The organism is Streptomyces albiflavescens, assembly GCF_014645835.1.
In the GTDB taxonomy this organism is placed as follows: Bacteria; Actinomycetota; Actinomycetes; order Streptomycetales; family Streptomycetaceae; genus Streptomyces; species Streptomyces albiflavescens.
The window spans coordinates 494,215-516,078 of sequence record NZ_BMMM01000002.1 but is presented as its reverse complement, the minus strand read 5'-3'; the positions used below and the strand labels follow the sequence as shown (position 1 = coordinate 516,078).

Here is a 21,864-nt window from a genome sequence, read left to right as displayed (position 1 = left end):
GGGGGAGGTGTCAGGAGGGGAGGGAAGGGGCCTGCGAGCGCACAGCCGCGGGCCCCTTCTCCTGCGCTTGCCGCTTCGCGGTGGCGTTGTCAGTGCGCCGCTCTACTGTGGGGCCGACACAGGATTTCCGAGGATCCTCGACGAGAATCAGGAGGGCTCCATGACGACCCTGCCCGACCGGCCGCACACGGCGCTGCTCGTCATCGACGTCCAGAACGGCGTGGTGGACGGCTCCCACAACCGCGACAGCGTGATCGCGAACATCAACACCCTGGTCGACAAGGCCCGCGCGGAGGACGTGCCCGTGATCTGGGTGCAGCACTCCGACGACGACCTCAAGCGCGGCAGCCACAGCTGGCAGTACGTGCCGGAACTGGTCCGCGCCGACTCGGAACCCGTCGTCCACAAGCTCTACGGCGACTCCTTCGAGGCCACCGAACTGGAGACGCTGCTCGCCGACCGCGGCGTGGGCCGCCTCGTCGTCACCGGCGCCCAGAGCGACGCGTGCATCCGCTCCACCCTCCACGGAGCCTTCACCCGCGGCTACGACGTGACACTCGTCGGCGACGCCCACACCACGGAGGACCTGACCGCATACGGCGCACCGCCCCCGGAGCAGGTGGTCGCCCACACCAACCTCTACTGGCAGTGGCAGAGCGCCCCCGGGCGCCGCGGAGGGACGGTCGACACGGGCGACGTCACCTTCGCGGCCGGCGACTAGGGCCTGTCGTCACATTCCCGAATGTGACGACAGGCCCTAGGGGCCTGCGCCCTCGGGCCGGCTACTTGCCGCAGAACTCCGCCTCGATGACCGCGTCGCTGTCCCCCGACCAGTCCCCGTTGAAGTTGAAGGAGAGGGAATGGCGGCCGTCGGCGGTCGTCACGGCGGAGGAGGTCGAACCGTGGATCCCGCCGTCGTGGCCCCAGACGTGGACGCCGCAGCTCACCTTGCGGTCGATGAGACCCAGTCCGTAGCCCGCGTTCGGGATGCCGTCGGCCTTGACCGTGGTCTTCATCTCCGTCAGCTGCTTCTGCGGCAGGAGCTTGCCCCGCAGCAGGGCCGCGTAGAAGCGGTTCAGGTCCGAGGAGTCGGAGATCATCTCGCCCGCCGAGGACGCCAGGGACGGGTTGAGTTCCGTGGCGTCGTATGTCGGGCCCGTCGTCGCCTCGGCCAGTTTGGAGTAGGCGCGGCTGCTCGGCCCCGGGACCGTGACCCTGGTGCCGGGGACGGACGTCGCGTGCAGGCCGAGCGGTTCGATGATGCGGTGGCGGATCTCCGACGCGTACGAGTGGCCGGTGACCTTGCCGATCACCATGCCGGCCAGAACATAGTTCGTGTTGGAGTAGTTCCAGGACGTGCCCGGCGCGAAGTCCGGTTTGTGGGTCATGGCGATCGCGACGAGCTGCTCGGGCGTCTTCGTGTCGAAGCGGTGCTGGAAGAAGCCGTCCTTCAGGAAGTACGTACGGCCGAAGTCCTCGTCCGCCGTGTAGTTGAAGATGCCGCTGGTGTGGTTGAGGAGTTGGCGCAGTGTGATCGCGCGGCCGTCGTGGCCGTGGCCCCGCACCACGCCCGGAAGCCACGTGTCCACCTTGTCGTCCAGCGACAGGCGGCCCTGCGCCTCCAGTTGGAGCAGCACCGTGGAGACGAAGGTCTTGGTGATGCTGCCGACGCGGTAGTGGTCCGCCGTCGAGCGCGGCGCCCCCGTCCGGAGGTCGCCCACGCCCGACGTGGCGGACCAGGTGCCGTGCCGGTCCTTCGCTGTGGCCGTCACACCCGGGACGCCGTCCTTCACGGCCGCGTCCATCGCCTGCCGGGTCGAGGCATGGCCCCCTCCGGCGGGCGCCGCCACCGCGGGTCCCGCCAGAGCCCCGGCCAGCACCACCGCGGCGGCCCCCACCAGTCCCGTACGCACTGACATGTCTTCCCCCTTCACCGACGAACTGCCAGGTCGGGTGGAGGGACCCGATGGGCCGGTGTGAAGGTTGCCTGCCCGTGTGCCAGTTGAGCGGGTTTCAGCCCTTCTTCAGTACGAGCTCCGTATTGCGGTCCCGCGATGTTCCCGACAGGTCCGTGCGGGCGCCGGGAGCGTTGAAGGAGAGTTCGCGGTAGAGGGACGCCAGGCCGGTCTGGGTGAGGTCGGCGAAGTCCGTCCCGTGCGGGGCCGAGGATTCGATGAGGGTGGTGAAGAGGGAGAGCGTGCCGTCCTTGTTGTCCACCAGCTCGATCACGCGGGCGAGCTGGGGGAAGTCGACGTGCGAGGCGGTGCAGATCTCCCAGAAGGAGCGGTTGTCGGGCGCGGCGTGCGGGATGATCTCGTTCTTGTGGGTGTGGCCGTTCACCCAGGCCAACACGTTGCTGAAGCTGGCGAGGAGCGCGATGACCTCGTCGCCGCCGTGGCGCTTCTCCGCCGGGTGGGCGGGGTCGGCGTGGCGGTTGCGCATCGTCTTGCTGGTGTGGTGGCTGAAGACGATCACGTACGAGTCCTTGTTCTCGCGCAGTGTCTTCTCCAGCCAGCGGAGCTGGGCCGTGCCGATGGAGCCCTCGTAGTGGCCGCCGGGGTCGGTGGTGTCGAGGCTGACGCCGATGACGTCCTCGGCGATGCGGAACGTGTAGTACTGGGTGTTCGCGGCGAGGTTCGCGGAGGAGTATCCGTGGCCGATCGGACCCGGGCCGGTGTACGCGGTGTCGAGGTGCGCCCGGATGTACTCGGCGGGGGTGAACGGGGCCCGGTTCTCGTCGGGCGTGACGGAGCGCATCTGGCGGGCGTGCGCCTTGAGCAGGTCCCGGAACTCCGTGCCCTTGGGGCTGCTGCCGTCCTTGATGCTCTTCGCGAGGGCGGTGCACTCCACCGCCGGGAGCGACATCAGCTTCTTGCCGCCGACCGCGAAGTCGGTGAGGTACGAGTCGCCGCGCGAGCCGTAGCAGCCGAGCGGGAGCGCGTCGTGGTTGCCGACGGTGGAGTACCAGGGCAGCTTGAGACCGGGGCTCCGCAGCTCGCGGATCGCCGCCTCCAGGAAGCCCTCGATGCGCGGGAAGCCGAGCTGCTTGTCGGCGTCGCGCAGGGCGGAGTCGGGCTGCCAGTACGTCTTGAGGCCGCTGGCCTGCACGCCTTCGTAGTGGCGCGGGTCCCCGCTGTTGGGGCTGATGCGGCCGCCGCTCATGACCTTCAGGAACCACTCCAGCTCGGTCTTGGAGTTGTTGTCCGTGTTGTCCCCGGTGGTCATGACGAAATGCAGCGGGGAGCCGGTGACGGGCGCTCCCCGCAGTGAGTTGACCCGCTCGACGAGCGAGACGGCGCCCGCGACGGTCAGGGTCTCCTGCGGACGCCAGGCGCTCTTGTTCTGGGCGCGCAGGTACTCCAGGCGCAGCGGGTGCTGGGCGTCGACCAGGTGCAGGTCGGTGAGCTGCACGAACGCGGCGAGCGCGGTGCGCCGCTCGGCCCGGCCCGACTTGACCGAGGCCAGCTCGCTGCGCACGACCCGCTTCCAGCCGGCGCCGTCGCCGAGCCGCCGGTACCCGGTGGAGCCGGAGTGCGGGGTGGCGACGTTGCTCAGCGTGGTGCCGCGTGTGTAGGGGGCCGGCTTCGCGGGGGCCACCCCGTTCGACCGGGTCCTGGAGTGGGCGAGCGAGTCGGCGACGGGCGCCTGACCGGCGTGGCCGGCCGCGGCGTGCGCGTCCGAGCCGGACCGCAGGGCCAGGCCGATCCCCGCGGAGAGGGACACCGCCCCGGTGGCGGCGAGAAGCGTACGGCGGTTCATGGCAGCAGCAGTGGCGACAGAGCGTATGCGCGACATGGCGCGGTCTCCCCGAGTGCGAACGCGTCGGCAGTGGTCGCGGGGCGCTCGGCTCGCGAACTCCCCGCTCACACTGGATCGTTGGCACCGGGAATGACCTGCACGTTAACTGGGCAGCAACGGGCAGCGCCGATCACCGTACGTGGATCTTGGACCACCCTGCGCGTCCACGGCCCCTCCCCGAACGGCCGGGAGACGGTCACTCCGTGTTCATTTTGCGGGGTACTGAACCTATTCCCCGGCGCTCGCCGACGGGTTGGCCGGTGAGTACTCGGGCGCCGACCAGCGCAGCGGACTGGCAGCGGGTGTCTCCACGACCTCCGTGAGGGTGAAGCGGACGGTCCGCTCCCCGTCGTCGGTGAACTCTGTGCGCGCCGTGCCCGTGAGCTGGAGCGCCGCCCCCGACTCCCAGTCCAGGAAGAGCAGCCCGGCACGTGGGTCGACCGCCAGGTTGCCGAGGGTCAGGAACATGGAGTTCCCGGGGTAGTCGTGCCACCTGAGCTCGCCGGGCGAATCAACACGTACGAATCCGGGGTTGCCGCCCCGATGGCTCACGTCGGCCCCGTGCGCGTGGACCGTGGCGAGGAAGAAGGTGTCGGCGGCCTCGATGAACCCTCGCTGGGAAGGGGAGAGCTCGGCGCCGCGTCGTGGCATGCCCCGCACACGGTCCGTCGTCTCGTACGACTCCCTCCTCTGCAGGTACCTCGGACAGTTGGAGAAGACCTGGTCGGCCTCGACCGCGAACCCGCGGGGTGTCGGGCGGGCCCGTCCATTGAGGCGCATACGGCGGCGGGTGCGCGGGTCGAGCGCGATCGTGCCGAGTGGGGTGCCGGCCGCGGAGAGCGCCGGCGTGAGCGGGTCGCCGGGCCCGACCCCGCCCGCGACCGAGATCTGGCGGGGCCCCGTGGCCCGCACGAAACCGGGTGCCCCGGTGAGCGGAGAGGCCCACACCGCTCCGCTCTCCGGGTCCGCGGCGCCGACGATCAGCAACGGCTGCAGTTCGAGGAAGGCGGCGGCCACCGGTCGGATGCCCTGTCCGATGGCCTGTCCCACGTGATCGGCGAGGTCGCGGACGCCGACCCGGTCCTGCACGGCGCGCGAACCGGAGTGGTAGGTCATGACGGCTCCTGGAGAGTCATACCCGTCCCTAGAAGAAACCGCAGGTCGGCGCCGATGCGGACGGCGCCGGTGCCTCTTCGGCACCACTCGGCGTGTAGATCTCCAAGCGGGTGCCGTCGGGGTCGTGGAAGAAGATGCCGCCCGAGGCCGCGCCCTCGCGGTGGGCGACCACGCCCTCGTACGCGAAGTCGACACCGTAGGCGCGCAGGGCTGTCTCGTACTCTCTGACCTGGTCGATCGAGTCGACTTCCAGCGCGAGGTGGTGCAGGCCGGCGCGCCCGTCGTCGTACGCCCCCTGCGCCTGCTGCCAGAGCGTGAGCACCGGGCTGCCACCCTCCCCCAGAAATGCGTACCGCCGCTCCTCCTCCTTGCCCTCGCCGATCACCCCGAAGCCGAGGACGTCCCGGTAGAAGGCGAGTGAGCGGTCGAGGTCGGTGACGTTCAGGCCGATGTGGCCGGTGCGCGGTGCCATGCCAGTCCCCTCTGTCGATGGCGCCCCCGACAGGGCTAACCTCTGTCATCGAGGTTAAGGGTTAGACTGGAGAAGCGCAACCGGTCACGTACTCTTGACCGGTTAGCCGTGAAGGGAGCCCCGCCATGCCCACCGCCTCCGACCCGCGTCCACTCACCGGTGAGCCGCTCGCACTCGACCTGCTCAACACCCGCTGGATGCACGAAGGGGTCACGCAGGACCTGCTCAAGGACACCGAGGGGCTCGCGGTATGGCTGGCCGCGAACGAGCTGGACCACGTCGCCGACGAGGCGACCCTGCGACACGTGCTCCAGGCCCGCGACGCCCTGCGCGCCGTGGTCGACGGCTCTCTGGAGGACGGGGCGGACCGCGTCGACGCCGTCCTCGCGCACGGACGGCTGCGCCCCACCCTGAGCCCCCAGGGACCGGGCGAGAGAGTCGAGTTCAAGGACACCGCCTGGGGTCCCGCCTGGCTCGCCGCGCGCAACTATCTGGAGCTGCTCGCCGCCGCCCCCGACCGCATCCGCCGCTGCGCCCACGACTCGTGCATCCTGCACTTCTTCGACACCTCGCGGAACGGCACCCGCCGCTGGTGCTCGATGGCGGCCTGCGGTAACCGCGCGAAGGCATCCCGCCACTACGCGCGCACGAAGGAGAGCTGAGCTCTCCTACATGTCACGCCATACAACGACATAACTGGCGTGACGCATGGCGGAATTACGCCATGACTCCATCCCGCCTCGGTCAACTCTCCCCAAACAACTGCCCCTTAGGTAAAGCTGAGCGGTCATCCGGGTCCACATACCGGACTGATGCGATCGCGTCCCGGAGGAACGTCGGGGCCGGTCGTTCCGCGTTCGTTCCTTTACCTACAAGGGATGCAGATGACCTCCGACCCTCAGCGCGCTCCGATATCGGGCGCGAGACGCGTGGCCCGCATAGCCGTGGCCGCCGGCCTGGTGGCCGCGCTCTCCGCGGCCGGGCCGATACCCATGGCCTTCTCCGCGAACGCGGGCACGGACGCCCCGGCTGCCGACCCCGGCACCAAGTCCGCCGCCGCCAAGCTCGGTTCGTCCGACGCCGACCTCCTCGCCGAGGCCAAGGCCAACGGCGACAAGAACGTCACGATGATGATCGCCACCGCTCCCGGTCGGACCGAGCAGGTCGCCAAGGAGCTGGACGCGGTCAAGGGCGGCTCCGTGGGCCGCACTTACGACAAGCTCGGTTACGTCCGGGCGACCGTCCCCACCGGCCGGGCCGACTCGGCCATCGCCGCCGCCGCGAAGCTGTCCTCGGTGCACGGGATCGACCTGCGCCAGGAGATCGCGCTGGACGACCCGACGCCGAGCGCCGACACCGCCAAGGGCGCCGAGGAGCAGGCCACTTCGACGGCCACGTACTCCGGTCCGTCCAAGAGCACCCCCGCCGAGAACCCGTACAACCCGTCCTTCGAGACGGGCGCCGTCGACTTCGTGAAGGACCACCCGAAGGCGGACGGCCGCGGCATCACCATCGGCATCCTCGACTCCGGTGTCGACCTGGGCCACCCCGCGCTGCAGAAGACCACCACCGGCGAGCGCAAGATCGTCGACTGGGTCACCTCGACCGACCCGATCGTGGACGGCGACGCGACCTGGCGTGCGATGGTCACCGCCGTGTCCGGGCCCACCTTCACCTACAGCGGCAAGACCTGGACGGCGCCTGCGGGCTCGTACGAGATCAGCACCTTCCGCGAGTCCGTGACCGCGGGCGGCGACGCCAAGGGCGACGCGAACCGGGACGGCGACACCACCGACGCGTGGGGCGTCCTGTACGACGCGGCGGCCGGCACGGTCACCGTCGACCTGAACAACAACAACGACTTCACCGACGACAAGCCGATGAAGCCGTACAAGGACGGCTACCAGATCGGCTACTTCGGCACCGACAACCCGTCGACCGACGTCGTCGAGCGGCAGCCGTTCGTCGTGCAGATCCGCAAGGACGTCCCGATGGACCCCTACGGCGGCGACTGGATCGGCAAGAAGGCCGACTTCGTCAACATCGGTGTCATCGAGTCCGAGCACGGCACCCACGTCGCGGGCATCACCTCCGCGAACGGCCTGTTCGGCGGCAGGATGAACGGTGCCGCGCCCGGCGCGAAGATCGTCTCCTCGCGCGCCTGCACCTGGACCGGCGGCTGCACCAACGTCGCGCTCACCGAGGGCATGATCGACCTCGTCGCCAACCGCGGCGTCGACATCGTCAACATGTCCATCGGCGGTCTGCCCGCGCTCAACGACGGCAACAACGCGCGCGCCGAGCTCTACACGCGTCTCATCGACACCTACGGCGTCCAGCTGGTGATCTCCGCGGGCAACTCGGGCCCCGGCGCCAACACCATCGGTGACCCGGGCCTCGCCGACAAGGTCATCTCGGTCGGCGCGACCATCTCCAAGGAGACCTGGGCCGCCAACTACGGCTCGCAGGTGGAGAAGGATTACGCGATGCTGCCCTTCTCCTCGCGCGGCCCGCGCGAGGACGGCGGCTTCACGCCGACGCTGAGCGCCCCCGGCGCCTCCATCAACTCCACGCAGACCTGGCTGCCGGGCTCCCCGGTCGCCGAGGCGGGCTACTCACTGCCGGCCGGTTACTCGATGCTGCAGGGCACGTCGATGGCGTCGCCGCAGGCTGCGGGCGCCTCCGCGCTGCTGCTGAGCGCCGCCAAGCAGAAGGGCATCGACCTGAAGCCCGCCACCCTGCGCACGGCGCTGACCTCGACCGCCGACCACATCAAGGGTGTGCAGGCGTACGCGGAGGGTGCGGGCCTCATCAACATCGGGGACGCCTGGGACGCCGTCAAGGACGGCGCCACCGCCCACGACTACACCGTGAAGGCCCCGGTCGACACCGCGATCGACTACGCACTCAAGACGCCGGGCTTCGGCACGGGCCTGTACGACCGCGAGGGCGGGCTCAAGGCCGGTGACAAGAAGACGTACGACATCACGATCACGCGTACGTCGGGCGCCGACCGGGCGATCCGCCACGAGCTGTACTTCGAGAACAACGCCGCCGACACCTTCCGGATCGTCGGCTCGGACGAGGTCAGGCTCCCGCTGAACCAGCCGGTGACCGTCAAGGTCCAGGCCGCCCCGAGGTCGGCCGGCCTGAAGAGCGCGATCCTGGAGGTCGACGACCCGAGCACCGAGGGCATCGACAAGCAGATCCTGTCGACGGTCGTGGTCTCGTCCCCGGTCAAGTACACGTACTCCGCGTCGGGTTCGGTACAGCGCAACAGCACGCAGTCGTACTTCGTGACCGTCCCCGAGGGCGCCAAGTCCCTCGAGGTCGCGATGAGCGGGCTGAAGGACAAGAGCCAGACCCGGTTCATCTCGATCCACCCGTACGGCGTTCCGGTCGACAACACCGGCACCCCGTACTGCTACAACAACTACCTCGCCGGCAACGGCTGCAAGCCCGACGTGCGTTCGTACGCGGACCCGCAGGCCGGCGTCTGGGAGGTCGAGGTCGAGGCGCGCCGTACGTCGCCGCTGCTCGACAACCCCTACAAGCTCGACGTCGCCGTGCTCGGCGCGGCCTTCGACCCGGCCGTCGTGACCGTCCCCGAGGCCAAGGTCGGCACCCCGGCCGCCGCCTCCTGGAAGGTGACGAACAAGTACGCCGCGCTCGACGGCAAGCTGAAGGGCGGCCCGCTCGGCTCCTCGCTGACCGCGCGGCCGACCATCGCGGAGGGCGCGACGCAGACCACCACGGTCGAGGTGCCCGCGGGCGCCACGTCCCTCGACGTCGCCATCGGCAATGTCTCCGACACGGCCGCCGACCTCGACCTGACGGTGAAGAACGCCGCCGGGACCGTCGTCGGCTCGTCGGCGGACGGCGACTCCGAGGAGGCGGTCTCCGTCGCGAACCCGGCCGCCGGGACGTACACCATCGAGGTCGCGGGCTACGCGGTCCCGTCGGGCTCGACCGCGTACGACTACCAGGACGTGTTCTTCTCCGCCGCTCTCGGCACCGTCACGGTCGACGAGTCCGCGCCGGTGAAGCTCGGCACGGGCGACTCGGCGACGGTGTCCGGCTCGGTCACCGCCGCGGCCGCGGCGCCCGCGGGACGCGAGTTCTTCGGCCAGGTCCAGCTGGTGAACGCGCGCGGCACGGTCGCGGGCATCGGCAGCGTGAAGATCGAGAAGGTCACGCCGTAGCCATAGTTCCTACGGCTGGTACGGGGCGGGCGTCCGGAAACGGGCGCCCGCCCCTTTCTCACTCACACGCCAGGCCTCGTGACGGGGGCAACGCCTTGAGGATCCAGGCCCGATCGTGGGCGATGTCCTTCTCCCGCGTGCTCCAGATGTCGGGTGACGCCGAGTTGCGCGGGATGCCGACCAGGACGTGGTCGCCCTTGTGCAGCCGCGGGTCGACGTCCTCGTCCATCACAAAGGTGACCTGGGCCTTCCCCTTGTCCGGCTTGTAGTAGCGGTCCACGTCGAGGGTGATCCGGTCCTGCGCGCCGCCGGGTGCCGGCTCGACGTCGACGACCGTGCCCTCGACGATGAGCCGGGAGCAGGCGATGTAGCCGGCGGCGGTTTGCGAGGACTCCGCACCCCCCTTGTTGTCTCCGCTGTCCGCCTTGGATGCCTTGGCGCTGTCGTTCCCCCCACCGACTCCGCCCTGCGCGATGAGCCATCCCATGCCGACGACCATCGCGGCCACGGCGGCCGCGGCGAGGGTTCCCACCGCGAGGGCTAGGGGACGGCGGCCGCGGTTCCTGGGGGCCTGTTCCGGGCGGCGGGTGCGCTTCCTGGGGGTCCGTCGCGGGACCGGCTTCCGCTCTTCCCCAGGGTCCGTCAAGGCATGACCGAGGGCCGTCAACTGCTCGCGCAGCAGCGCCACGTCCGCCACCGCGGCACGGTGTTCCGCCATGAACTCGGCGTCGTCGTGGGCCTCCTCGGTCGGCGACTCGTCCGTGATCGCGGCCATGAGCGCGTCCATGCCTTCGTACTCGGCCACGTCACACCACCTCGTCCTCGTGCAGGCGGGCGCGCAGGGCGCGGACCGCCGTGTGCAGCCTGCTCTTGACCGTGCCCTCCGGGATGCCGAGCTCCTCGGCTATCCCACGCACGGAGAGATCGGCGTAGAAGCGCAGGACGAGGACCTGGCGCTGGGCGTCGGGCAGTTCGTCCAGGCCCTGCGCGACGGCCAGCGACAGCACATTGGAGTCCTCGTCGGAGGGGTGCGCCGGCTGCCGCAGCGAGGCCAGGCGTTCACCCAGCCGCTCCTGGCGGCGCTTGGCCCGGTGCCAGTCCATCGCGAGGTTCGAGGCGACGACCGCCGCCCACGCGGACACATCGCGCGGCGCCTCGTCCCCCTTCGCCGCCCGCTCCAGCAACCGCAGGCGGACCTGCTGCACCCCGTCCGGCAGGTCCGCCTGCGGTACGCCGCCGAGCGCGAGCACCGCCCGCACCCGGCGTTCCTGGGCCGCGTCCAAGGGGTCGTCCACCCCCTGAGCACGGCGGGCCTTTCTGCGCAGCACAGCCACCCCTCCCCTCGCCGCGTTTCCTCTACGACGCGGCGGCGGTCCAAAACGTTCGGCCCACTTCGGAGGGGTTTTCCGGACCATCGGCCTCCACATTTCCCGCCCCTCGACTTCACATGATCCCCACTGTCAGCATGTGGCTCATGACGCACATCACCAAAGGTGCCAACACCCCTGTCCCCGCAGGTCTGTTGCGGGTCGCCGTCTGCCGTCGGAACGTCCCCGGGACGCCGGCCGTGGACGCCTCGGCCCTGCTCCTCGACGCGGTCGGCAAGGTACGCGGCGACGCCGACCTCGTCTTCTACAACCAGCCGACGCATCCCTCGGCGGCCGTACGGCACGCGGGGAACGCCGAGGGCGACGGGCAGCTCGCCGAATGGCTGGAGCTGGACCTGCCGCGCGTCGAGCCGGAGGTGCAGCGGGTGCTGATCGCCGGATCCTGCGACGGCGGGGTCTTCGGCCAGGTACCCGGACTCGCCGTGCAGGCGGTGACCGGTGACGGTGCGATCGTGGCGCACTACGAGGTGACGGACGCGTCGAGCGAGACCGCCTTCGTGCTCGGCGAGTTCTACCGGCGCAATGGGGAGTGGAAGTTCCGGGCGGTCGGACAGGGCTACGCCTCGGGGCTCGCGGGGCTGGCCACGGACTTCGGCATCGCGGTGGAGGAACCGGCGGAGCCCGAGCCGCTCGACGCGGTGCCCTCGATGTCGGTGGGGCCGGTACCGCTGGACGCCGAGCCCTCGAAGACGGCGGGACCCGGACCGGTGGACACCGTGCCCGCACTGACCGCGGGACCGGCAACGCTGAACGCCGTGCCCTCGACAGCGGGACCGGTAGCAGTGGACGCCACGCGGCCGGTACCGCAGGACGCCGCCCCGTTCCCGTTCGGGCCCGGGTTCGAGCCCGTCGTGCAGCGCGGCCGGGGTCAGGGCGTCATCACCGTCGGCGGGTCCGTTCCTCCCGGCCCCGTGATCGTCGAGGCCTGGCACGAGGGCGAGGGCTACCTCTACGCGTACACGCTCACCAAGCGCAACAAGGACGACAAGCTCGTCTTCAACAACACCATGACCGACTTCCGCGGCCGCGCGCTCGCCTTCCAGGGGGACGACCGGCGGCTCCGGCTGCGGGTCACCGGAGACAACGACTGGACGGTGTCCGTCCAACCGCTGTCGGTGGTGCGCCACCTCAACGGCACCGTGCAAGGGCTCGGCCCCGAAGTGCTCGCCTACACGGGTACGGAGGCCGACGTCGACGCGGAGTTCTCCGGCGGTGACGACGGCGACAGCTCGTTCGTGGTCTGGAGCGTGGACGCGCACAACCCGCAGGGTTCAAAGGGCCTCGTCTTCAACGACATCGGGCGGCTGCGGCAGACCGCGCCCATCCCGGGGGGCCCGCTCCTGCTGCTCGTCGAGGCCGACGGCCCCTGGCAGCTCACCGCCCGCCCCCTGCCCGCCCTCGACCCCGGCCCGGCCCCGGCGTCCGCGCCGCCCGCCGCCGTGCCCGCGCCGCAACCCGTCCAGCCGTACGCGGGTGACAGCGACGACCCGGGCAAGGACGAGCGCCGCTCGAAGGGCCTCCTCGGCCGCCTGAGCCGTGCCAAGGACGAGCACTCGGGCCGCGGCGCGAAGACGGTCACACTGGTCAACCCGGAGCCCGGGCGGCCCGCGGTCCTCGAGTACACGATCAAGGACGAGACCGAGTACGGCGGCTACAGGATCGACCGGCTGGACGAGTACGACGACGCCGACAAGTTCATGGAATCGAGCACGCACGGAACGGCCGGCCGCACCCTCCTGTTCGGCTCGGGCCAGAGCGAGGTCCGGCTGCGGCTGGAGCGGGTGGGCTCGTGGAGCCTGCGTCTGCTGCCCATCGAGGCGGCGACACCGCTGACCGGGAAGGCGGAGGGCAAGGGCAGCACGGTGTTCCGCTACACCGGCCCGCCCGCGGTGCACACCGTGCGCCGTCTCACCCGGGACGACCATCCGCTGGACACGTTCACCGTGCAGGCCGACGGCAAGAAGTGGATCAGCGCGGGCACCGCGGGGCGGCGCCGGCCCGTCGTCGGTACCCTGCCGGTGTCGGCGGCCGGATACTGCTACGTCCTGATCACCGCCCGCCATTCGACCGGCTGGCAGATCGAGCCGGCCGCCCTGGACACCGTGCCCGCGTTCACCGACAAGGTGTCGGGACAGGGCTATGGAGTCGTACGTCACACCGGCCCGGCGGCCGAGATGATGGTCCGGTACGAAGCGCGTGGCCTGCTCGACCTGATCGCGCTCTGGGAGCTCGACGAGCGTCTCGAACCGATACGCCGGATCAGCATGGCCACCGGTCTCCAGCACATACCGCAGGGCCTCGTCCAGGTCAGAACGGGCGGCGGCAAGTGGAGCATCGAGACACGCGGCTAGGCCGCCGCGCTGCCCTGCCCCCCGGCCCGGAGTCGTACGTCACACCGCTCCGGGCCACGGGACCGCGCCCCGCAGTACGGCTTGCGGTCCGGGGCGGGCGGCGGGTGGATTTCTTCGGAGCGGGGGGAGCCGTCGCCGGACGATCCGGGCGGAACCGACCGATCCCCGCGTCCCACTCCTCGGGCGCCACGGCGAAAGGATTGGACACACGGGCACGGGACAGACGCATCATGGAAACGCTGGACCACGTAAAACGCACGCTAAGGGAGTCGCCGTGAAGGTCGGAATCGTCGGAGCCACCGGTCAGGTCGGCACGGTCATGCGCAGGATCCTGGTCGAGCGGGACTTCCCGGTCGACGAACTGCGCCTGTTCGCCTCGGCCCGCTCGGCCGGGACGGTGCTCGACGGCGTGACGGTGGAGGACGCGGCGACCGCCGACTACACCGGCCTGGACATCGTCATCTTCTCCGCGGGCGGCGCGACCTCCAAGGCGCTGGCCGAGAAGGTCGCCTCCCAGGGCGCGGTCGTGATCGACAACTCCTCCGCGTGGCGCAAGGACCCGGACGTGCCCCTGGTGGTCTCCGAGGTGAACCCGCACGCGATCGCGGACCGCCCCAAGGGCATCATCGCGAACCCGAACTGCACGACGATGGCCGCGATGCCGGTCCTGAGGCCGCTGCACGACGAGGCGGGCCTGGAGGCCCTCGTCGTCGCCACCTACCAGGCGGTCTCCGGTTCGGGCGTCGCGGGCGTGGCCGAGCTGCACGGCCAGGCGCTCAAGGTCGTCGACGACGCCGACAAGCTCACCCACGACGGGGAGGCGGTCGACTTCCCCGAGCCGCAGGTCTACAAGCGTCCCATCGCCTTCAACGTGCTCCCGCTCGCCGGCTCCATCGTCGACGACGGTCTGCACGAGACGGACGAGGAGCAGAAGCTCCGCAACGAGTCCCGCAAGATCCTGGAGATCCCGGCCCTCAAGGTCTCCGGCACCTGTGTGCGCGTCCCGGTCTTCTCGGGCCACTCCCTCCAGGTGAACGCCCGCTTCGCCCGTCCGCTGAGCGTGCAGCGCGCCACCGAACTCCTCGCGGGAGCCCCGGGTGTCGCCCTCTCCGACATCCCGACCCCCCTGGAGGCAGCCGGCAAGGACGCCTCGTACGTCGGCCGCATCCGCACCGACGAGACGGTCGAGCACGGTCTCGCCCTGTTCATCTCCAACGACAACCTCCGCAAGGGTGCCGCACTGAACGCGGTGCAGATCGCGGAGCTGGTGGCGGCCGAACTCAACGAGCTCAGGGGCTGACAGCCGCGCACACGACAGGAGGGCGGGGCACCGACACGGTGCCCCGCCCTCCTGTCCGGCGACTCTTCGTGTGCCCGTGCGCGCACCCCTTCCACGTCTTTTCGCGGACCTCGCCGAACCACCCTCCACCCGCGTTGGTTTATGTGAAGATCACGCCATGACGGACATGGCCAAGGGCGGAAACCTGCCCGTTCCCGCAGCGGTTCTTCAGGTGGCGGTGACCTGGCAGCAGGGTCCCGGCGTTCCGGACGTGGACGTCTCGGCCCTGCTGCTCGACGCGACCGGCCGCGTCCGCTCCGACGCTGACCTCGTCTTCTACAACCAGCGTGAGCATCCCTCGGGCACCGTGCGCCACCTGGGCAAGGGGCAGGGAGGCGACGGGGCGACCGCCGACTGGATCTGGCTGGACCTGGCGGCCGTCGAGCCCGCGGTGGACCGCGTCGTGGTGGCCGCGTCCGCCGACGCGGGAACCTTCGGGCAGATACCGAAGCTCGACGTCCGGGTCGGCCTCCCCGAAGGCTCGCCCGTCGCGTCCTTCGCGATCGCCGACGCGTCGACGGAAACGGCGTTCGTCTTCGGGGAGTTCTACCGCAGGAACGGCGGCTGGAAGTTCCGCGCGGTCGGTCAGGGCTACGACTCGGGCCTCGCCGGGCTGGCGACGGACTTCGGGATCAGTGTCGAGGACGACGAGACGACCGTCCAGGACGCGCCGAGCCCGCCGAGCCCGCCGGCACGGGGAATCCTGGACGGCCTCGCGTTCGCGTTCCCGCCCTTCGTCCAGCAGGGCTCGGGCAAGCAGCGCGTCACCTGCCCCCACTCCCTTCCGCCCGGTGGGCGCGTGGTCGTCGAGATCGAGTGCCGCGACAGCATTTCCGTCAGCGTGTACTCGTGCGACGAGTACGGGCGTACGGACATGTCACTGCTCGATTCCTACCAGGACGAGGTGCACGGGCGGACGGTGGCGTCCGTACCCGAGAACCGGCCGCTGTCCCTGAGCGTGGAGGCCGACACCCCCTGGACCCTGCGGGTGCTTCCCCTCGGCCAGGCCCGGCGCCTTGACCACTCACTCCACGGCCAGGGTCCCGATCTGCTGGTGTACGACGGTCCCGCGGGCGTTCTCTCCTTCACTCACCAGGGCGAGAGCAACTTCACCGTCTGGCACCACGTCGAGTCCGCCAACCCCGACTGGCCCGGCGACGACGAGGACCTCCTCGTCAACGAGGTCGGCCGCCTCGACGTACTGGCTCCCGTCCGGGGGCCGGGCCTCCTCCGTATCGGCGCCGACGGCCCCTGGCGCATCGCGGTGGGCGGCTGACGGGCGGGGGCGGAACCCGCTACGCCCGCGCCCTGCGCACCTCGTACAGAAAGCACCCGTACTCCACCGCTCGCACATGGACGAGGGCCACCGCAGGGTCGGCGAAGGCCTCCGTGAACGCGTCGTCGAAGGAGTCCGGGGGCTGCACGAGCCGGCCGCCGAGGATGCGCCCGTCGACGGAGTAGCGGCGGACCGTACGGTGGGCGTTTGTGAACGGGTGGCCGTCCGGATCCGGACCCGCGCAGTCGTCCGCGTGGATGAAAACGGGCCCCTGCTCGTCGTAGGCACCCGGCTCGGCCCCCGTCTCCGCGGCCCACCGCCGCAACGGCGCGTACGAGACGAGCGCGATCCGCTCCCCGGGCTCACTGCGGCGCAGACAGCAGCGCAGCGGAGCACCTCCCTCCTCGTCGGTGAGGGCCGCCGCCGGGCGACCCGCGTCATCAAGGTCCCGAAGCTGCTTCAGGACGGCCTGCTCAATGGGGTGTGCGATGTACTCCGTCATGACGTCCAGGTTCGCGCCCGCCGGGGCTCCTCACCGGCGGGATACGGACATCGCATTCCGTGCAGGTCCCGTGGAAGGATGGCGCAACCCACACATAACGAGGAGATGACCGCGTGCCTGGCACAAACCTGACCCGCGAAGAGGCACAGCAGCGGGCGAAGCTGCTCACCGTTGACTCGTACGAGATCGATCTCGACCTCTCCGGCGCGCAGGAGGGCGGCACCTACAGGTCCGTGACCACGGTGCGCTTCGACTCCGCCGAGACCGGCGCGGAGTCCTTCATCGACCTGGTGGCCCCGACCGTCCACGAGGTCACCCTGAACGGTGACGCGCTCGACCCCGCCGAGGTCTTCAAGGACTCGCGGATCGCGCTCACGGGTCTGCTGACGGGGCGCAATGTGCTCCGGGTCGTCGCGGACTGCGCCTACACCAACACCGGCGAGGGGCTGCACCGGTTCGTCGACCCGGTCGACGAGCAGGCCTACCTCTACACCCAGTTCGAGGTCCCGGACGCGCGCCGCGTCTTCGCGTCCTTCGAGCAGCCCGATCTGAAGGCCACCTTCCAGTTCACCGTGAAGGCGCCGACCGGCTGGACCGTCATCTCCAACTCGCCGACGCCCGAGCCCAAGGACGACGTCTGGGTCTTCGAGCCGACGCCGCGGATCTCGACGTACATCACCGCGCTCATCGTCGGGCCGTACCACTCCGTCCACAGCGTCTACGAGAAGGACGGGCAGTCCGTCCCGCTCGGCATCTACTGCCGGCCCTCGCTCGCCGAGTTCCTCGACTCGGACGCGATCTTCGAGGTGACGCGGCAGGGCTTCGACTGGTTCCAGGAGAAGTTCGACTACGCGTACCCGTTCAAGAAGTACGACCAGCTCTTCGTGCCGGAGTTCAACGCGGGCGCGATGGAGAACGCCGGTGCGGTGACGATTCGTGACCAGTACGTGTTCCGCTCCAAGGTCACCGATGCCGCGTACGAGGTGCGTGCCGAGACGATCCTGCACGAGCTCGCCCACATGTGGTTCGGCGACCTGGTGACCATGGAGTGGTGGAACGACCTGTGGCTGAACGAGTCGTTCGCCACCTACACGTCCATCGCCTGTCAGGCGTACGCGCCCGGCTCGCGCTGGCCGCACTCCTGGACCACGTTCGCCAACTCCATGAAGACCTGGGCGTACCGGCAGGACCAGCTGCCCTCCACCCACCCGATCATGGCGGAGATCCGCGACCTCGACGACGTCCTCGTCAACTTCGACGGGATCACGTACGCCAAGGGCGCCTCCGTCCTCAAGCAGCTTGTCGCGTATGTCGGCATGGACGAGTTCTTCCAGGGCGTGCAGGCGTACTTCAAGGCGCACGCGTACGGCAACACGCGGCTCAGCGATCTGCTGGGCGCGCTGGAGCAGACCTCCGGCCGTGACTTGAAGAACTGGTCGCAGAAGTGGCTGCAGACGGCCGGCATCAACATCCTGCGCCCGGAGGTCGAGACGGACGCGGACGGCGTCGTCACCTCCTTCGCGATCCGCCAGGAGGCCCCGGCCCTGCCCGCCGGCGCCAAGGGCGAGCCGACGCTGCGCCCGCACCGCATCGCCATCGGCCTGTACGACCTGGACGAGGCGAGCGGCAAGCTGGTGCGCGTCGAACGTGTCGAGCTGGACGTCGACGGCGAGCTGACCGCCGTACCGGAGCTGGTCGGCAAGCGCCGCCCGGCGGTCTTCCTGCTCAACGACGACGACCTGTCGTACGCCAAGGTCCGCCTCGACGAGGCCTCGCTGGCCCACGTCACGGAGCACCTGGGCGACTTCGAGTCCTCCCTCCCCCGTGCCCTGTGCTGGGCCTCGGCCTGGGACATGACCCGGGACGCGGAACTCGCGACCCGCGACTACCTGTCCCTCGTCCTGTCCGGCATCGGCAAGGAGTCCGACATCGGCGTCGTGCAGTCGCTGCAGCGCCAGGTGAAGCTGGCGATCGAGCTGTACGCCGACCCGACGGCGCGCGAGGCCCTGCTGACCCGCTGGACGGACGCCACGCTCGCCCACCTGCGCGCGGCCGAGCCCGCCGGCGACCACCAGCTGGCCTGGGCGCGCGCCTTCGCGGCGACCGCCCGCACACCGGAGCAGCTGGACCTGCTGGAGGCGCTGCTGGAGGGCCGGGAGACCATCGAGGGCCTGGCCGTGGACACCGAGCTGCGCTGGGCGTTCGTGGAGCGGCTCGCGGCGGTCGGCCGCTTCGACGAGGCGGAGATCGCCGCCGAGTACGAGCGCGACAAGACGGCAGCCGGTGAGCGGCACGCGGCCACGGCCCGGGCTTCCCGTCCCACCGAGGAGGCGAAGGCGGAGGCCTGGGCCTCGGTCATCGAGTCCGACAAGCTTCCGAACGCCGTGCAGGAAGCGGTGATCACCGGCTTCGTCCAGACCGACCAGCGCGAGCTGCTCGCCCCGTACACGGACACGTTCTTCGCCGTGGTCAAGGACATCTGGGACTCCCGTTCGCACGAGATCGCCCAGCAGATCGCGATCGGCCTCTACCCGTCGATCCAGGTCTCCGAGGAGACCCTCGCCAAGACGGACGCGTGGCTGGCCTCCGCCGAGCCCAATGCGGCCCTGCGGCGCCTGATCTCGGAGTCCCGTTCCGGCGTGGAGCGGGCACTGAAGGCGCAGGCGGCGGACGCGCAGGCGGCACACGCCTGATCGGTGGTGACGGTGGGCGGGTGACCTGTTCGGTAGTTGCCCGCCCACCGTGCACACCAGGCGGGCGGTGTCGATCATGGTCCGCACGTGCAGTCCGGTCTGCGCTGGCGCCTGCTGCGTCGTACGAAGGCCGTGGCCCGTCTGGGCCCCGGCCACTCGGTGGCGCAGCGCTTGGACGCGACGGCCGTCGTCGTCGCGCTCGGTGGAGTCCATCTGTTGTGGGCCCGCACCTGGTGGCACAACCGACGCGAGCGGAGGGTCAGCGGGGGACCATCCCACCCGTGACGTTGACGAACGTGCCGGTGATCCCGCCGGCGTGGTCGGAGGCGAGGAAGGCGGCGGTGGCCGCGACCTCGGGGAGCGTCGGACTGCGACGGGTCATGCGCATGCCCGCCAGGTGGGCGAGCAGGCCCTGGAGGGCGTTCTCGTCGAGGTCCATGCCGCTGTCGACCGCCGCGAGCTTCTCCCGGGTCAGCGTCTCGGGCACCCCGGCGACCCACAGCCCCACGGCCCGGACCCCGCGCGGGCCCAGCTCCATCGCCAGGTTCCGCACCAGGGTGTCGATCGCGGCGTCCGCGGGCCCCGTCCCGCCCATCATCGGACTGCCGTGCGCGGAACCGCTGTTGAGGGTGAGGATCACCCCGGATCCGCGCTCGGCCATGCGCCGGCCGGCGGCGCGAGCGGTGATGAAGTGGGCGCGGATGCCGGTGTCGACGGGCCGTACGAAGTCGTCGACGGGCATGTCGAGCAGCGGCATGCCCTGGACGTCGCCGCGCGTGACGAGGTTGAAGGACACGTCGATGCCGCCGTCGGCCGCCACGGACCCGGCGTGCGCCTCGACCGCCGCCTCGTCCAGCGCGTCGACGACAGCCGTCTCCGCGTTCCCGCCCGCCGCGGCGATGTCCTTGGCCACCGCGTCGAGCGTCTGGGTCGTACGCCCCACGAGGTGCACGCGGGCGCCCTCGCGGGCGAAGGTACGGGCGACGGCGCCGCCGATGCTTCCGCCGGCGCCGTAGATGATCGCGGTCTTGTCGGTGAGCAGCATGGTGTTCCTCCATGAGGTCGGTCGTACGGGTGAGTACGTGGTCGTACGTGTCGGTCATGGAGACGTACGCGGCCCCGCGCACTCATCGGTCGGCGGGGAGCCGCAGCGGCAGTCCGAACGCGGGGAAGAGGTGCGGCTCGAAGGAGGTGATCTCCACGATCCGGTCGCCCTCGATGCGGAGGACGTCGAGGACCTGGGCGCGATAGACGGTCGTCCCAGGACGCCGTACATAACCCCCCGCCGCGAGCTGGCCGTTGGCGCGGGCGGGCAGATGGCGCCAGTGCCCGAGGAACATCGGGGACGCGGGGTCGAGGCTGACCTTCAGGAATTCGGTGAGGGCGGCGCGGCCGACGAACCAGAACGGGTTCGGCGGCATCGTGAGCGTGATGTCCTCGCTGAGCAGGGTGGCGAACTCGCTGAGGTCGAGGCGTTCGGCGGCGGCCATGTAGCGCTTGAGGATCTCGCGCTCGCGGGCGTCGGTGTCGGCGACGGCGGTCCAGTCGGCGCGGCGGCGGGGCAGGTGGTCGCGCAGGGTGGGCCGGGCACGCTGCAAGGCGCTGTTGACCGAAGCCACGGTCATGTCGAGGGCCTCGGCGGTCTCGGCGGCCGCAAGGCCGAGGACGTCGCGCAGGACAAGGACCGCGCGCTGGCGGGGCGGGAGGTGCTGGATGGCGGCGAGGAACACGAGCTCGAGGGTCTCCCGGGAGACGGCGCGGGTGTCCGGCTGGTCCTCCGCCGAGGGCAGGTCCTCGTCCGGGTACGGCTGGAGCCAGGTGATGCGGGTCGGGGGTTCGGCGCTGCCGTGGTTCATGCCGGGCAGGGGCTCGTACCGCTGGGGGCGGCGCGCCGTACGCCGCTGGAAGTCCAGGCAGGTGTTGGTGGCGATCCGGTACAGCCACGTCCGCACGCTCGCCCGCCCGGCGAACCCGTCCCGCGCACGCCAGGCCCGCAGGAACGTCTCCTGCACGAGGTCCTCCGCGTCGTCGTACGAGCCCGACATCCGGTAGCAGTGGACGCGCAGCTCGCGCCGGTACGACTCGACGAGCGTGGCGAAGTCGCTCTCAGTGAGGGCGACTTCCGTCACTCCGTCTCCCGTGACGAAATCCTCCGGGCGTTCCCCGCCGGCTTCCTGCGCGGTGTCCCGGGCGACTCGGGCGATACGGCGCAGCCGGCCGACGGTGGACGACAGCTCCGTCACTCCGGAGTAGAAGACGGACGGTGGTTGTGGCACCAGTGCTTCGACCTGCCGGCCGACCTCCTCGATGAGGCCCTCCGCGGTGTCCACGGGCTCCGCCCGCCGTTCCCGATACGCCTTCTGCCGACAGGCGGCGGAGCAGTACACCGAGCTCCGCCCCTTCCGCCCCACCCGCTCGGGCAACGCCTTCCCACAACTCCGGCACACCACATCGACGCCCACGGAGACTGTTCTAGCCCGTCCGGCGTTCGAGGACGAGCGCGTTGGCGCGATACGGGGGTCTGGGTGGGGAGTCCCCGAGGGACGGTGGCGGTCCCCTGCTCTGGGGGTACCTCCCAGGCCCTTAGGGGGTTTCTGATGGATCTCCGTGGAAGAAGGAGCGGCGTTCGGTGCGTGCTCTCGGCGTGCCGGGCGGAAGTCCTCGATGGGGGTCCCCCCGCGCGAGCGAAGCCGAGCGTGGGGGAGGAGCTACTAGGGCTTTTGTCCG

17 protein-coding genes are annotated in these 21,864 nt (G+C 70.5%); 8 read left to right on the top strand and 9 right to left on the bottom strand.

Annotation, left to right across the window (positions count from 1 at the left end):
• Window positions 1-160 precede the first annotated feature (160 nt).
• Window positions 161-721 carry a cysteine hydrolase family protein gene (locus IEY95_RS07245; RefSeq protein WP_189185037.1) on the top strand — a complete coding sequence of 187 codons (561 nt, stop codon included), beginning with the start codon at window positions 161-163 and terminating at the stop codon, window positions 719-721.
• A gap of 61 nt (window positions 722-782) precedes the next feature.
• On the opposite strand, the gene IEY95_RS07240 is transcribed toward IEY95_RS07245, so the two are convergent.
• From IEY95_RS07240 to IEY95_RS07225, 4 genes are all read right to left on the bottom strand, one after another.
• Window positions 783-1,919 (bottom strand): serine hydrolase domain-containing protein, encoded by a 1,137-nt coding sequence (locus IEY95_RS07240; RefSeq protein WP_189185036.1) that lies wholly within the window; start codon window positions 1,917-1,919, stop codon window positions 783-785.
• Between the two features lie 94 nt (window positions 1,920-2,013).
• Window positions 2,014-3,795 (bottom strand): TIGR03767 family metallophosphoesterase, encoded by a 1,782-nt coding sequence (locus IEY95_RS07235; RefSeq protein WP_189185035.1) that lies wholly within the window; start codon window positions 3,793-3,795, stop codon window positions 2,014-2,016.
• Window positions 3,796-4,026: 231 nt separating this feature from the next.
• Window positions 4,027-4,914 (bottom strand): pyridoxamine 5'-phosphate oxidase family protein, encoded by an 888-nt coding sequence (locus tag IEY95_RS07230; RefSeq protein WP_189185034.1) that lies wholly within the window; start codon window positions 4,912-4,914, stop codon window positions 4,027-4,029.
• A gap of 28 nt (window positions 4,915-4,942) precedes the next feature.
• Window positions 4,943-5,386: a VOC family protein gene (locus IEY95_RS07225; protein ID WP_189185033.1), complete on the bottom strand. Its 444-nt coding sequence runs from the start codon at window positions 5,384-5,386 to the stop codon at window positions 4,943-4,945.
• 125 nt (window positions 5,387-5,511) lie between these two features.
• Here IEY95_RS07225 and IEY95_RS07220 point away from each other — a divergent pair, with 125 nt between their 5' ends.
• Both IEY95_RS07220 and IEY95_RS07215 read left to right on the top strand, forming a co-directional pair.
• A complete protein-coding gene (locus tag IEY95_RS07220) occupies window positions 5,512-6,048 on the top strand; it encodes a CGNR zinc finger domain-containing protein (protein ID WP_189185032.1) in 537 nt (178 codons plus the stop codon).
• A 222-nt stretch (window positions 6,049-6,270) separates the two neighbouring features.
• On the top strand, window positions 6,271-9,588 hold the full coding sequence (locus IEY95_RS07215; protein WP_189185031.1) for a S8 family serine peptidase: 3,318 nt from the start codon (window positions 6,271-6,273) through the stop codon (window positions 9,586-9,588).
• A gap of 58 nt (window positions 9,589-9,646) precedes the next feature.
• Here the strand turns inward: IEY95_RS07215 and IEY95_RS07210 are convergent, their stop codons facing one another.
• Both IEY95_RS07210 and IEY95_RS07205 read right to left on the bottom strand, forming a co-directional pair.
• Window positions 9,647-10,393, bottom strand: coding sequence for a hypothetical protein (locus tag IEY95_RS07210; protein WP_229702647.1), 747 nt, complete (start codon window positions 10,391-10,393; stop codon window positions 9,647-9,649).
• Between the two features lies 1 nt (window position 10,394).
• Window positions 10,395-10,916: a sigma-70 family RNA polymerase sigma factor gene (locus IEY95_RS07205; protein ID WP_373294441.1), complete on the bottom strand. Its 522-nt coding sequence runs from the start codon at window positions 10,914-10,916 to the stop codon at window positions 10,395-10,397.
• 146 nt (window positions 10,917-11,062) lie between these two features.
• Here IEY95_RS07205 and IEY95_RS48785 point away from each other — a divergent pair, with 146 nt between their 5' ends.
• The 3 genes from IEY95_RS48785 (at window position 11,063) to IEY95_RS07190 (ending at window position 15,942) form a co-directional block, all read left to right on the top strand.
• Window positions 11,063-13,327: a TerD family protein gene (locus IEY95_RS48785; RefSeq protein ID WP_229702645.1), complete on the top strand. Its 2,265-nt coding sequence runs from the start codon at window positions 11,063-11,065 to the stop codon at window positions 13,325-13,327.
• 274 nt (window positions 13,328-13,601) lie between these two features.
• Window positions 13,602-14,627 carry an aspartate-semialdehyde dehydrogenase gene (locus tag IEY95_RS07195; protein ID WP_189185029.1) on the top strand — a complete coding sequence of 342 codons (1,026 nt, stop codon included), beginning with the start codon at window positions 13,602-13,604 and terminating at the stop codon, window positions 14,625-14,627.
• Between the two features lie 157 nt (window positions 14,628-14,784).
• Window positions 14,785-15,942, top strand: coding sequence for a TerD family protein (locus IEY95_RS07190; RefSeq protein WP_189185028.1), 1,158 nt, complete (start codon window positions 14,785-14,787; stop codon window positions 15,940-15,942).
• Between the two features lie 19 nt (window positions 15,943-15,961).
• Here IEY95_RS07190 and IEY95_RS07185 read toward each other — a convergent pair whose 3' ends face one another.
• Window positions 15,962-16,444, bottom strand: coding sequence for a DUF1203 domain-containing protein (locus tag IEY95_RS07185; protein ID WP_189185027.1), 483 nt, complete (start codon window positions 16,442-16,444; stop codon window positions 15,962-15,964).
• Window positions 16,445-16,557: 113 nt separating this feature from the next.
• Here IEY95_RS07185 and pepN point away from each other — a divergent pair, with 113 nt between their 5' ends.
• Together pepN and IEY95_RS07175 are read left to right on the top strand one after the other, a co-directional pair.
• The gene (gene pepN / locus IEY95_RS07180) at window positions 16,558-19,137 is read left to right on the top strand and encodes an aminopeptidase N (RefSeq protein WP_189185026.1); all 2,580 of its coding nucleotides are present in this window, start codon (window positions 16,558-16,560) and stop codon (window positions 19,135-19,137) included.
• Between the two features lie 87 nt (window positions 19,138-19,224).
• A complete protein-coding gene (locus IEY95_RS07175; protein ID WP_189185025.1) occupies window positions 19,225-19,422 on the top strand; it encodes a hypothetical protein in 198 nt (65 codons plus the stop codon).
• Here the strand turns inward: IEY95_RS07175 and IEY95_RS07170 are convergent.
• Both IEY95_RS07170 and IEY95_RS07165 read right to left on the bottom strand, forming a co-directional pair.
• Window positions 19,397-20,182 (bottom strand): SDR family NAD(P)-dependent oxidoreductase, encoded by a 786-nt coding sequence (locus tag IEY95_RS07170; RefSeq protein WP_189185024.1) that lies wholly within the window; start codon window positions 20,180-20,182, stop codon window positions 19,397-19,399. The genes IEY95_RS07175 and IEY95_RS07170 overlap by 26 nt on opposite strands.
• 82 nt (window positions 20,183-20,264) lie before the next feature.
• Window positions 20,265-21,467, bottom strand: a complete 1,203-nt coding sequence (locus IEY95_RS07165) for a sigma-70 family RNA polymerase sigma factor (protein ID WP_229702643.1) — start codon at window positions 21,465-21,467, stop codon at window positions 20,265-20,267.
• Window positions 21,468-21,864: the final 397 nt, after the last annotated feature.

What these genes read in the sequence shown, in the direction of transcription:
- IEY95_RS07185 (WP_189185027.1), bottom strand. Translation starts at nt 16,444, where the DNA reads ATGACGGAGTACATCGCACACCCCATTGAGCAGGCCGTCCTGAAGCAG.
- IEY95_RS07190 (WP_189185028.1), top strand. Translation starts at nt 14,785, where the DNA reads ATGACGGACATGGCCAAGGGCGGAAACCTGCCCGTTCCCGCAGCGGTT.
- IEY95_RS48785 (WP_229702645.1), top strand. Translation starts at nt 11,063, where the DNA reads ATGACGCACATCACCAAAGGTGCCAACACCCCTGTCCCCGCAGGTCTG.
- IEY95_RS07170 (WP_189185024.1), bottom strand. Translation starts at nt 20,182, where the DNA reads ATGCTGCTCACCGACAAGACCGCGATCATCTACGGCGCCGGCGGAAGC.
- IEY95_RS07215 (WP_189185031.1), top strand. Translation starts at nt 6,271, where the DNA reads ATGACCTCCGACCCTCAGCGCGCTCCGATATCGGGCGCGAGACGCGTG.
- IEY95_RS07240 (WP_189185036.1), bottom strand. Translation starts at nt 1,919, where the DNA reads ATGTCAGTGCGTACGGGACTGGTGGGGGCCGCCGCGGTGGTGCTGGCC.
- IEY95_RS07225 (WP_189185033.1), bottom strand. Translation starts at nt 5,386, where the DNA reads ATGGCACCGCGCACCGGCCACATCGGCCTGAACGTCACCGACCTCGAC.
- IEY95_RS07230 (WP_189185034.1), bottom strand. Translation starts at nt 4,914, where the DNA reads ATGACCTACCACTCCGGTTCGCGCGCCGTGCAGGACCGGGTCGGCGTC.
- IEY95_RS07245 (WP_189185037.1), top strand. Translation starts at nt 161, where the DNA reads ATGACGACCCTGCCCGACCGGCCGCACACGGCGCTGCTCGTCATCGAC.
- IEY95_RS07220 (WP_189185032.1), top strand. Translation starts at nt 5,512, where the DNA reads ATGCCCACCGCCTCCGACCCGCGTCCACTCACCGGTGAGCCGCTCGCA.
- IEY95_RS07235 (WP_189185035.1), bottom strand. Translation starts at nt 3,795, where the DNA reads ATGTCGCGCATACGCTCTGTCGCCACTGCTGCTGCCATGAACCGCCGT.